The sequence below is a fragment of the Streptoverticillium reticulum genome (genome assembly GCF_047456005.1).
GTDB classification, from domain to species: domain Bacteria; phylum Actinomycetota; class Actinomycetes; order Streptomycetales; family Streptomycetaceae; genus Streptomyces; species Streptomyces reticulum.
In genome coordinates this window covers 8040920-8053065 of record NZ_CP179755.1, presented here as the reverse complement: position 1 = coordinate 8053065, position 12146 = coordinate 8040920, and the positions used below count along the sequence as shown (strand labels likewise).

The 12146-nt window shown below is 74.7% G+C and carries 5 protein-coding genes; all 5 read right to left on the bottom strand.

The window, feature by feature from the left end; translation table 11 throughout:
* Window positions 1–35: 35 nt before the first annotated feature.
* On the bottom strand, window positions 36–983 hold the full coding sequence (pfkB, locus tag ACMATS_RS36680) for a 1-phosphofructokinase (protein ID WP_390779418.1): 948 nt from the start codon (window positions 981–983) through the stop codon (window positions 36–38).
* A complete protein-coding gene (locus tag ACMATS_RS36675; protein ID WP_390779419.1) occupies window positions 980–1744 on the bottom strand; it encodes a DeoR/GlpR family DNA-binding transcription regulator in 765 nt (254 codons plus the stop codon). The genes pfkB and ACMATS_RS36675 overlap by 4 nt, the downstream gene beginning before the upstream one ends.
* Window positions 1745–1878: 134 nt before the next feature.
* Entirely contained in the window at window positions 1879–2757 is an 879-nt protein-coding gene (locus tag ACMATS_RS36670; protein WP_414170481.1) for an SGNH/GDSL hydrolase family protein, read from the bottom strand.
* A gap of 62 nt (window positions 2758–2819) precedes the next feature.
* Window positions 2820–4472 carry a CocE/NonD family hydrolase gene (locus ACMATS_RS36665; protein WP_391153596.1) on the bottom strand — a complete coding sequence of 551 codons (1653 nt, stop codon included), beginning with the start codon at window positions 4470–4472 and terminating at the stop codon, window positions 2820–2822.
* A 66-nt stretch (window positions 4473–4538) separates the two neighbouring features.
* A complete protein-coding gene (locus ACMATS_RS36660) occupies window positions 4539–11873 on the bottom strand; it encodes an SDR family NAD(P)-dependent oxidoreductase (protein ID WP_414170480.1) in 7335 nt (2444 codons plus the stop codon).
* Window positions 11874–12146 lie beyond the last annotated feature (273 nt).

The window sequence follows — 12146 nt, the reverse complement described above, 5'->3', positions numbered from 1 at the left end:
AGGTCAACCGGGCCCGGTGTGCGGGAAGGTGGCGGTCACGGGACCGGCTCCGTCAGCGGACGGGCGAGGGGGACGTCGTCGGTCGTGGTGACCGCCGTCGGCACCAGATCCGCCGGTGCCGGCATCAGGCTGCCCGGCAGCTGAACGGCGGCCGCGCCGTAGGCGACCGCCGTGGCCAGCGCCCGTACGCCCGTACCCCCGGCTACGAGGAAACCGGCCAGCGAGGCGTCGCCCGCACCGACGTTGCTGCGGACGGCGGCGACGGGGGCGCTGCCGAAGTACGCGCCGTCGCCGTCGACCAGCAACTGCCCGTCGGCGCCCAGCGAGGCCAGCACGGCCCGGGCGCCCGACGCGCGCAGCTCCTCCGCGGCCTTGACCGCGTCGCCGAGGGTCACGAGCGGGCGTCCGACCGCCTGCGCCAGTTCCTCGGCGTTCGGCTTGACGACGTCGGGGCGTTCGCGCAGCGCCGCGGTCAGCGACGGGCCGGAGGTGTCCAGGGCGATACGGGCGCCTGCCCGGTGCGCCCGTGCGACGAGTTCGGCGTACCACTCGGGCGGCAGGCCGCGCGGCAGACTGCCGCAGCAGGCGACCCAGTCGGCGCCTTCGGAGTACTCGCCGACCGCCGTCAGCAGCGCTTCCGACTCGGCGGCGGTCAGCTCCGGCCCGGTCGCGTTGATCTTCGTGAGGGTGCCGTCGGGTTCGACGGCCGAGATGTTGGAACGGGTCTGTCCGGCCACCGGCACGCCCGCCACCTCGATGCCCTCGGCGCCCAGCAGCCCGGCCAGTGCGGCGCCCGCGGGGCCGCCCAGCGGCATCACCGCGAGGGTACGGTGTCCGGCCGCGGCAGCAGCCCGCGAGACGTTGACGCCCTTGCCGCCCGGGTCGATCCGGTCGGCGGTGGCCCGGAGCACGGCCCCGCGGTCCAGCGCCGGGATCTCGTACGTACGGTCCAGGCTCGGGTTCGGGGTGACGGTGAGGATCATGCGCGCACTACTTCCGTGCCCGCGCGCTCGATGGCGAGGGCGTCGTCGGGGCTCAGCCCGGTGTCGGTGATGAGCAGGTCCACGTCCGACAGCTCGCCGAAGCGGGCGAAGTGCTGCTGCCCGGCCTTGGCGGAGTCGGCGAGGAGGACGACCCGGCGGGCGGCGGCGACCATCGCCCGCTTGACCGCGGCCTCCGCGAGGTCCGGGGTGGTCAGGCCGCCTTCGAGGGAGAAGCCGTTGGTGGCGAGGAACAGCACGTCGGCGTTGATCTCCCGGTAGGCGCGCAGGGCCCAGTCGTCGACGGCGGCGCGCGTACGGTGCCGGATCCGGCCGCCGACGAGGTGCAGGGTGAGCCCCGGGCAGTCGGCCAGCCGGGCGGCGACCGGCAGGCCGTGCGTGACGACGGTCAGCTCGGCCTCCGGCGGAAACTCGGCGGCCAGCCGGGCACACGTCGTACCGGCGTCCAGGATCACGCTGCCCCTGTCGCCGGGCAGTTCGGCCAGCGCGGCGCGGGCGATGCGCTGTTTCTCGTCGGCGGCGACGGCGTCCCGCTCGGCGAGGTCCGGCTCGAAGTCCAGCCGCCCGGCCGGGATGGCACCGCCGTGCACCCTGCGCACCAGACCGGCACGGTCCAGGGCCTTCAGATCGCGCCGCACCGTCTCGGCGGTGACCTGGAACACGTCCGCGAGGGACAGCACGTCCACCCGCCCGCTCTCACGGGCGAGCCGCAGGATCTCCTGCTGGCGCTCCGGTGCATACATCTGCGTTGGTGTCCGTTCCGTGCCCGAACCTGTGGTTTCACGGCCACGCTACGCCCGACCGTCCACAAAGTAAACACAAACGGATTTCAGACAGACTCAACCGGGCATCCGGAGTGGGCGCCGCCGACCCCGCGCTACAGGTGGCCGAGTACCTCGCGTGCCATGGCGCGCTCCCCCTCCAGGTTGGGATGGAAGGGCAGCGTGGCCCGGGAGGGCAGGAGTCCCTCGCTCCAGCGGACGCCGTCCGGGGCACACACGTCGTGCCCGGTGCTGGCCGGGTGCATGTCGACGAAGACGGCTCCCGCGGACCGGGCTGCACGGGCCAGAACCACGTTCAACCGGTCCTCGGCGTGCGCGACGTAGCGCCGGTCCCCCTCGGTGAACATCTCGCCCGGCCTGCACGTCCGCCTGCCCCGGGGGATCACCTTCAGATAGCCCACGAGGAGAACACGGGCGTGCGGGGCCCGTCGGCGGATCGCGCGCAGGACGGCGGCGGTCTTCGGCCCGGTGGCATCGATCTCCTCCTGGAAGGTGTCCCGACCCATCCGCTGGTAGCTGGTCCGGCACGGCGCCCCTTGCCGGGTGACGGCCCCGACGATGGTGCAGCGCTCCAGGCCGAGCGAGAACGCGTCGTTGTACCCGACGGTGAGGGTGACCAGGGTGGTGCCCCGGGAGAGGCTCGCGAGCTGGGACTCCATGCGGTCGGCCCTGGCGGCGCTGCAGGTCGCGTCGGTGAAGGCGGCGGGACGCAGGACGCGGGCGATGACGTGCGGGTAGTTGTTGGCCGAGCGCATGCACCAGAGGTCGTCGACGGGAGGCACGCCGGCCCCGGAGGCGACCGAGTCGCCCAACGCCACGTAGTGCACCGGCCGTTGGGCGGCGAGCGACGGCGTCGGCGGCACGCTGTTGTTGAGGAGGACGAGCGCTCCGGCCACGGCGGCGGCCCGCCGCGAAAGGCGCAGCCTGCTGGTGAAGCGCGGTTGGTGGTCGAACGGGCGGTGCGGGTCCGGCACGGCAGCTCCCGGGTTGTCGGAGGGGTATGGAGGCAGATGGGGCCGCGGAGCCCGCCGCGCGGTCACCACAGTTCCGTGGCCGGGCCGGCGGCGGTCGGCAAGGTGAAGTCGGCCGCCCACTGCGGGAGCTCGTCCGCGTGGTCCGGGGCTCGGGCCGTCTCCACGTGTTCGTGGCCGACGGCGTGCAGGGGAAGGTGGATCGCGGTGGGCCGCCCGACGTCGTGAAAGATCTCCTGCTCGGCAGGGAGCAGCACTCCCCCGCCGTCCCGCAGGTCCGCGCCGCCGCTGTGCCGTGCGATGCGCGGGTGGCCGCCGCTGCACAGGTGCACGCGCAGCCGGTGGCCGGCCGCGAAACGGTGCGCGACGGGCCACAGTTCCACGGACACCCGGCGCACCCCGTCACCGTCGGCGGGGGTCAGCCGGCGGACGCCCTCGCAGACGTTGACCGAGGCGCCGTCGAGGTGCACGTCGCACAGCCGGACCGCGCAGTCGGTGTGCTCGCGCGACGAGCGCAGGAACACCTCCGCCGTGACCGGGCCGACGACCTCCAGGGGGGCGGGCAACGGGTCGCTGGTGAAGACGAGGATGTCGGGACGGCCCTCCAGCGGGCGGCAGTCCTCGGGCCGGGAGTCACCGAAGACGACCGGCCCCCGCGGCACGGGGGTGGGGTCGGCCGGGTCGTAGCGGTAGCGGGACGGCGGCTCGGGGCCCCGGGGCGGGAGCGGGCCGAGGCCGCCGCCGGGCAGCAGGTACCAGGCCCGGGGCCGCACCGCGGGCGGCGGCGGCCAGTCGGGGTACGTACGCCACTGCCCGGCCCCGGTGACGTACAGCCGCACCGGCGACGGGCGCAGCGGGTCCGTGCCCGGCGTCAGGTGCGAGCGGAAGAACGCGGCGGCCTCGCGCAGCGCCGTGGGCAGCATCCGCCGGTCGCAGTGGGACCACGGGCCGATGGTCAGGTACGGGCGGTGCCCGGCGGCGCGCAGCGCCCCGTAGTCCCGCAGTTGCCCCGGCAGGAAGACGTCGTGCCAGCCCGCCACCATGTGGACGGGCACGGTGGCGGCGTCGACGAGGTGGCGGGCGTCGATCCGGGTGCGCAAGGCACTGCCGGGGTCCTGACTGTCCAGCAGCTCCTGGTAGGCGGGGACGGGCTTGCCGCCGGCAACGGTGTCGAGTTCGTCGAGCGGACGTCCCGAGGCCAGGGCGCGCCGCACCCGGTGGGGCAGCGTGGCCAGCCGTGTGTGGTCGCGGCTGACGCACCAGAAGAGGGCGGACTCCAGAGCGAAGGCCCCGCCGGGGAAGACGGCCTGGGACAGGTCGGCCGCGCAGATCTGCACCGACATCGCCCGGCACTCGGGCACGCCGTGGGCCAGCGTCCACTGCGTGTGGCCCTGGGCGCTGGACCCGTACATCACGAACGTGCCGTCGAACCACGGCTGTTGCCACATCCAGTCCACGGTGGCCAGGCCGTCCTCGCGTTCGCCTTCGGGGCCCTGCCAGGAGCCGGTGGCGTGGAGGGCGTCCCGGGTCTCCTGGACGACCACGTGGAAGCCGTGCCGGGTGAAGTACTGCCCGTAGAGCAGACCCATGGGGATGCGGCCGACGGGGGACCGCACGAGCACCGTCGGCCCCGGCCCGCCGCCGGAGGGGCGGTAGTGGTCCGTGGGCAGGGTGGTGCCGTCCGCCATGGGGACGGGAATGCCGCGGCGACTGCGCATGGGAACCGCTCCGAGGATGGGGGTGCGGGCCGCCGCCGGCCGGTTTCTCCGGCGGCAACCGACGTGTCATGTCAGCCAGTTCAGGCACCGGCGGGCCAGGTCGCTGATGGACGTGCTGTTGACGATCTCCAGCACGGGCAGGTTGCAGCCCAGCCGTTGCTGCAGGACGCCCATGAGCTCGGCCCCCATGAGGGAGTCCACGCCCAGGTCCGGCAGGGGGCGGTCCAGCGGCAGCCGGTCCGGGGTCGTCTGCAGGACGTCCGCGAGCGACCGGGTGAGGAGGTCGGTGACGAGCGCGAGCGCGGACTCGGGGGTGGCCGCGGCCAGTTGCCGTGCGAGGTCGTCGTCCTGCGCGCGGGTGTCGCGGTCCTTCGGCAGGACGGTGGAGAACCGGGCGGCGGCGGGGACCAGTTGCCAGGCGCGGTGCCAGTCGATCTCGGCGAGGACGGCCACGTCGTCGCCGGGCGGCAGTCCGTCCAGCAGGCGCAGGAGCTCGTCGGCCGGTACGGGCGGCAGGCCGAGCGCCGTCAGGTAGCCGTTCATGTCGTGACGCGCGGCGTGGCCGGTGTCGGCGACCGGGCCCCAGCCCACGGCGAGCGCGGGCAGGCCCGCGCGGCGCCGGGACCGGGCCAGGGCTTCGAGATGGACGTTGGCGGCGACGTAGTGGCTCTGGTGGAGGTTGCCGGTCAGCCCGGTGACCGAGGACGTGAGCCAGAACAGGTCCAGGTCCCGGTCACGGGTCAGCTCGTCCAGCACGGCCGCGCCGGCCGCCTTGGGGGCCAGTACGCGCCGCAGCCGCCCGTCGTCGAGGTCCATCAGGGGGCCGTCGTCGAACACCGCTGCCGCATGCACGACCCCGCGCAGCGGGTGCTCGCGGGTGTCGACGGCGTCGAGGACGGCGCGCATCGCCGCGGGGTCGGCGACGTCCGCGGCGTGCGCGGTGACGTGCACGCCCTGGGCGCGCAACTCCTCGATCAGCGCCGGGGCTTCGGGGCCGTCCGCGCCGCGTCTGCCGGTCAGGGCCAGTCGGCGGGCACCGTACCGGACCAGGAGCCGGGCGGTGGCCGCGCCGAAGCCGCCCAGGCCCCCGGTGACGAGGTAGGTGGCCTCGGGCCGGAGCACGGGCGGCGTGGGGCGGCATGCCAGGCGGGGCGGGGCGTCGAGGCAGATGACGACCTTGCCGATGTGGCGGGAGTGCTGCAGGGCCCGGAAGGCGTCGGCGATCCGCTCGGCCGGGTAGACGTGGTGCAGGATCGGCCCGTAGACGCCCTCGTGCACCCGCCGGGCGATCTCCGGCCCTTCCTCCCCGGCGATGTCCGGGTGGTGGGTGAGGAGTTCGTGGATGTCGCCGACCGCCGAGAGCGTGAGGTTGTTCAGGAACGGGCGCAGGGACAGCCGACTGCCCTGGAACAGGTCGCGCTTGCCCAGCTCGATGAAGCGGCCCCCGCTGCGCAGCGCCTCCAGTCCGCGGCCGATCGCCTCGCCCGCCAGCGAGTTGAGGACGACGTCCACGCCTTGGCCGTCGGTGAGTTCCTTCACCTGGTGGGCGAAGTCCAGGGAGCGGGAGTCCAGGACGTGTTCGACGCCCAGCAGGCGCAGCAGGTCGCGTTTGGCGGGGGTGCCGGCGGTGGCGATGACGCGGGCCCCGGCGTGTGCGACGTACTGCAGAGTGGCCAGGCCGACGCCGCCCGCAGCCCCGTGCACCAGGACGGTCTCGCCGGGGGCGAGCCGGGCAAGCCGGTGCAGGGCGTGGTGGACGGTGAGGTAGACGCCCGGCAGCGTGGTCGCCGCCCGGAAGTCCATGTTGTCGGGGATGTGGCCGGCCAGCGACTGCTGGACGGTCGCGTGCGAGCCGAGCATGTCGGCGCCGAATCCGAAGACGCGGTCGCCGGCCGCGAAGCCGGTCACGCGGGAACCGACGGCGGTCACGACTCCGGCGCACTCCAGGCCCAGGCCGTGCCCCGTGCCGGGGGCGGTGCCGGTCTTCGCGGTACCCAGCGGGATCATGTCGAGGGCCTGCAGCACGTCCCGGTAGTTCAGGGCGGCGGCCCGGACGGAGACGAGCACCTCCTCCGGTCCCGGCTGCGGCAGGACGGCGGGTTCCCAGGCCACCCGGTAGGAGCGGCCCGGATCGTGCAGGCGCAGCGCGTAGCAGGCGTCGCGGGGCGCCGGCACACCGGAGGCACCGGCGGGCCGGGCGTGGACGCGCGGGACGAAGCGCCCGGCGGGGGTGAGCAGGATCTCGTCCTCTGCGGTGGGGTCGGCCAGCTCCGCCGTGAGCCGGGCTGCGTCGGCCCCGGCGCGGTCACTGCGCTCCATGGCGATGCGGCGGACGGGCAGTTGCGGGTGTTCGGCGCCCAGGCAGCGCGCCACGCCCCACACGGTCGCGGCCTCCGGAGCCAGTGGCCGCTCGGGGGCGGGCAGCGCGCCGGTCGGCGGGGTGACGAGCCACAGGGTCACGTCGCCGCGCAGTGCGGCGGCGGTGACCACGGCGCGCAGGACGGACAGGCGGCGCACCGCACGGTCGGTGTCCAGGTGCCGGGAGCGGTGCTCCTCCTCCTGTCCGAGGAACAGGACCAGCCCGCGCTCGCCGGGGTGTTCGTCGAGCAGGGCCGACCAGGCGTCGGTGTCGGTGCCGAGCGGGGTCCGGTGAGCGCCGAGCCGTCGCGCCAGGGCCTCGGCCAGGTCGTCCTCCGGGGATTCCGAGGCGACGATCCATGTTCCCTGCTGTGGCCGGGAGTTGTCCGCCGGTGCGGGTTCGTCGCGCGGGGGGCGCTGCGCGAGCAGCAGCGACGATGCGCCGTCCGCGACGGTGACGGGGCCGGTGAATCCGGCTTCCGCGAGGAGTGCGGTCCACGTTTCGGCCGGCAGCAGCGGGCCGGCGGGGCGCAGCCCGGTGTCGTCCTGTTCCCAGTAGCCCGGCAGCAGACCGGACAGCAGGGCCCAGACGGCAGGGTCGTGGGACTCGGCGGCGAGGAGGTGGCCGCCGTCCGCGAGCAGGGAGTGGGTCCGGGTCAGGGTGCTGCGCAGGTCCTTCGCGGTGTGCAGCGCGTGCCCGGCGACGACGAGGTCGAAGCCGGCTTCGGGCAGCCCCTGTTCCGCCGGGTCGCGGTCGGGGTCCAGTACCCGGCAGGTGACGAAGTCGTGGTCGCGGAAGCGGCGTTGCAGGCGCAGGACGTGTTCGTCGCTGCGGTCGGTGCACAGGTACTGGGTGCGTTCGGCGGGCAGGAGCGGCAGGAGGGCGGCGGTGGTCCCGCCGCTGCCTGCGGCGATCTCCAGGACGCGCAGGACGCGGTCTGCCGGCCAGTCGGCGACGGCGGCTTGCAGGGCCGTCCGGACGGCCCGGGTGCCGGAGCGGGTCAGGGTGCCCCCGGCGTGAAGTTCCTCCAGCAGCGGCCGGTTGGTCGCCGCCAGGACGACGTCCGCCGGGTCGGTGCGGCCGCGCAGGATGTCGGGCAGGTGCGTGCCGCAGGTGCCCAGCAGGGTGAGTTCCACGGCGAGATCCGGGTGGCGGCGGGCGAGCCGGCGCAGTTGCTCCGCCGGTGCCGGGTCGTCCACGATGCGCCATCCGCTGCCGTCGGCCGCGACGAGCCCGTGGTCGTGCGCCGCCGCGAACAGGACGTCCAGGAGCTTCGTGTACGGCGCCGCCGCGCCGGTGTCGGCCAGGGCCGCGGTGGTGAAGGGGGCGGCTCCGCCGTCGGGCAGCAGCTGTGCCACGGCGGACACCGCGAAGCGGGCGCCCAACTCCCGTGCCACGGCGGGCGCGTGGGCGGTTCCGTCCGGTTCGTCCGCCGGGCGCCGACAGGCGCGTGCGAGCCCGGCCGGGGCGGGCAGCGGGCCGGGGCCGAGGTCCTCCCCCGGGCGCGTAGCGGCCCGCAGCACGGTGATGTGACGTACCGGGCCGGTGGCGGCGTCCTTGGTGAACTGCCGCAGGCGCACGCCTTCCAGGGTCAGGCAGACCGCGCCGTCGGTGTCGAGGACGGCCAGGTCCAGCAGTGACTCGCGTGCCGAGCGGGCCTTCAGCCGGGCGTGGAAGTGGCCCTGTGCGGGCAGCCGTCGCCAGGCCCGGACGCGGTCGACGGAGGCGGGCAGGCAGGGCCTGCCGTGGACGGCCAGTTCCTCGAGGAGGACGAGGCCGGTCTGCACGGCGCCGTCCAGCAGCGCGGGGTGTGCTTCGTACGGGGAGAGGTCGGCGTCGGTGGTGTAACGGGTCAGGGACTGGCGGCCGTCGGTGTGCAGGTCCTCGGTGAGGACCAGGAAGTCGGGCCCGTAGCGGACCCCGACCTTCTCCATCAGCCGGTAGAACTCCTGCGCGCTCCAGCGGTCGGGCAGCCCGGCGGCGAGGCCCTCGACGTCCACCTTCCCGGGCCGGGGTTCCAGCAGCCGGCGGACCCGGCCCCGGGCGTGCTCCTGCCAGGCGTCGCCGCTCTCGCCTCGGCCGGCGATCCGTACGAGGCCGTCGTCCGCGGCCAGCGTCGTCTGCACCTGTACCTGCCGGTCGCCGTCGAACGGCAGCACCAGGGCGCGGGGAATGGCCAGATCGGTGATCTCCACGGCGTGGTCCCAGGCCCGCCGGCCGGCCGCCAGCATCATCTCGGTGAAGCCGGTGGCGGGCATGAGGACCGAGTCGGCGATGCGGTGGCCCTCCAGCCAGGGGGCACGCGCGGGGTCGAAGGGGCCGTGCCAGGACGGATCGGCCAGGGCCGCCCGCTCGCCCAGGAGCGGGTGGTCGGCCGTGCCGTCGCCGCAGCGGCGCGCCCAGGCCGCGGGGCCGCCGTTCCAGTGGCGTTCGCGCTCCCACGGGTAGGCGGGCAGGTCCACCACCTTGCCCTGGTGCGGGAAGAAGGAGGCGTCCGCGCCGGCGGCGGCCACCAGGCGGCCGGCGGCCCTGCGCACCGCGGCCGGTCCGGCGGCGTCCCGGCCGAGGGTGGGCACCACGGACGTCGCGCCGCCGGGGGCCAGGCGCCGCAGATAGCCGCACAGCACCGGGTGCGGGCCGACCTCGACGAAGAGGTCGCAGCCCCGCTCCCGCAGTTGTGCCACGGCCGGGGCGAACAGCACCGGGTCGCGCAGGTTCCGCCACCAGTAGGCGGCGCCCATTTCGGTGCCGTTGAGCACCGTGCCCGTGGTGGCCGAGGCGTACGGGGTGCGGGCCCGCTCCGGCTTGAGGCCGATGAGGTCCGAGGTGAGCTGTTCCCGCAGGCCGTCCATGGCGTGGCTGTGGAAGGCGTAGCGCAGGCCCAAATCCTGGAAGAAGACGCCCCGTTCGGCCAGGTCCCGCCCGAGCCCGTCCAGTGCGGTCCGCTCTCCGCTGACCGTCACGTCCCGCCGCGTGTTGATCCCCGCGAGTTCCAGACGTCCCGCGTACGGCTCCAGCAGTCGGTGGGCCTGTCGTTCGTCGGTGCCGACCGCCGCCATGCCCCAGTCGCCGGCCGTCGACTCCTGGGCCCGGGAGCGTGCCACCACCACGCGTGCCGCCGACTCCAGGTCGAGCACGCCCGCGGCCCACGCCGCGGCCATCTCGCCGGAGCTGTGCCCGACCACGCCGGCCGGACGCACCCCGAGCGCCCGGAGCGCGCCGACCAGGCCCACCTGGACGGCGAACAGCAGCGGCTGGGCCACATCGGTGCCCTCGCCGCGGCAGGGCGCGGCCAGTTCCTCGCGGACGGACCAGCCGAGGAGCGGGTGCAGCACCTCGTCCGCCTCGGCGACCGCCTCCCGGAACACGGCGTCGCCCGCCAGCAGTTCCGCGCCCATCCCGGCCCACTGGGAGCCGTTGCCGGAGAACGCCAGGGCCACGCTGCCCCGTTCGGCCGCCGCGGCCAGGGCGGCGGTGCCGTTCCGCTCGCCGTCGGCCAGTCGCCGCAGCGCGGCGGCCGCCTCGGCGGGGGTGTCGGCGAGGACGGCGGCCCGGTGCGGGTGGTGGCCGCGCCGTCGGCAGGAGGTGTGCGCGAGGTCGTAGAAGTCCTCCTGCGCACAGCCGTCGAGCCGCTGCGCCATGCGCCGGGCCGCCGTCGTGGCCGCCTCGGGGGTACGGGCCGACACCATGACCGGCAGCGGGCCCGCCGGCCGCTCCGGATGCGTACGACCGGGTTCGGGCCCGGTGGTGAGGGCGACATGGGCGTTGGCGCCGCCGAAGCCGAAGGAGTTCACCCCTGCCACGGCCCGTCCGCCGGCGGCACGCGGCAGGGGTACGGGGGCGGTCGCGGGGGCGAGTCCCAGTCCTGCGAAGTCGATGGCGGGGTTCAGCGGCAGGGCGTGCAGGTTGGCCGGTACGTGGCCGTGGCGCAGCACCAGCATGGTCTTGAACAGGCCCGCCATGCCCGACGCCGGTTCCAGGTGGCCCAGTTGGCTCTTGACAGACCCGACGGCCAGGGCCCGGCCCGGGGTGCGCAGGGTGCCGAGGGCCCGGCCGACGGCACGGCACTCGACGGGGTCGCCGATGGGGGTGCCGGTACCGTGCAGCTCCAAGTAGGCCAGCTCGTCGGCCTCGACGCCCGCCCCGCCGTAGACCTCGCGCAGCAGTGCCTCCTGTGCTTCGGGACTGGGCTGGGCCAGGCCCGGGGTGCGGCCGTCGGTGTTGACGCCGCTGCCGAGGATCACGGCGTGCACCCGGTCGCCGTCCGCCACGGCCCGCGCCAGCGGTTTGAGGACCACCACGCCGCCGCCCTCCGCCCGTACGTAGCCGTCGGCCGCCTCCGAGAAGGTGCGGCAGCGGCCCGTCGGGGAGAGCATCGACGCCTTGGCGAACCCGACGAACTCGAAGGGGCTGAGCAGTACGTGCACCCCGCCCGCGAGCGCGACCGTGCTGCGGCCCGTGCGCAGCGCCTCGCAGGCGTGGTGCAGGGCGACGAGGGCGGAGGAGCAGGCGGTGTCCACGGCGAGGCTGGGCCCGTGCAGGTCCAGGAAGTACGAGACCCGGTTGGCGACGTTCGAGGTGGCGCCGCCGGTCATGGTGTACGCGTCGGTGGACCGTTCCTCCAGCCCTTGCAGGACGGCGAACGACGGGCTGGCGACGCCCGCGTAGACGGCCGTGTCGGAACCCGCGAGGGACGCGGCCGCGATGCCGGCGTCGTCGAGCGCCTCCACCGACATCTCCAGGAAGAGGCGTTGCTGCGGGTCGGTGCGCCCCGCCTCGCGCGGTGACATGCCGAAGTAGCCGGCGTCGAAGCCGTGGATGTCGTCGAGAAAACCGCCCGCACGCGTGTAGCTCTTGCCCGGGCGCGACGGTACGGGGTCGAACCACCGGTCCGGGTCGAAGCGGTCCGGGGGCAGTTCGCCGATCAGGTCGCGGCCTTCGGCGAGCGCGGACCACAGCCCGTCCAGATCGGTGATCCCGCCCGGCAGCCGGCAGGCTGCCCCCACCACGGCGATGGCACCGGAGGCGTCGGCGTGCGTCATGGGCATTCCTTCGGTTTCTTCGCGGAAGAGCTCCGTGTGTACGGGCGACCAACGAGCCGACGGCGTCAACGTTTCGGGCCGGTTAGCCCAAAGAAGTGAGTTGACTTTCGCCGATTGGACGGTCCGGGGCCGCGCCGCCCCGCCGGGGCGGCTTTCAAGCAACTATGTTCCGTCTCGGCCGAATTCTTTTCTTTTTGAGTGCGACTGTTTCTCTTCTTGCCGTTTATCCATACCAGCGGATCAACGCCGATGGGCGACCCCGTCATTGGCGGG

What these genes read in the sequence shown, in the direction of transcription:
- pfkB (WP_390779418.1), bottom strand. Translation starts at nt 983, where the DNA reads ATGATCCTCACCGTCACCCCGAACCCGAGCCTGGACCGTACGTACGAG.
- ACMATS_RS36675 (WP_390779419.1), bottom strand. Translation starts at nt 1,744, where the DNA reads ATGTATGCACCGGAGCGCCAGCAGGAGATCCTGCGGCTCGCCCGTGAG.
- ACMATS_RS36665 (WP_391153596.1), bottom strand. Translation starts at nt 4,472, where the DNA reads ATGCGCAGTCGCCGCGGCATTCCCGTCCCCATGGCGGACGGCACCACC.
- ACMATS_RS36660 (WP_414170480.1), bottom strand. Translation starts at nt 11,873, where the DNA reads ATGACGCACGCCGACGCCTCCGGTGCCATCGCCGTGGTGGGGGCAGCC.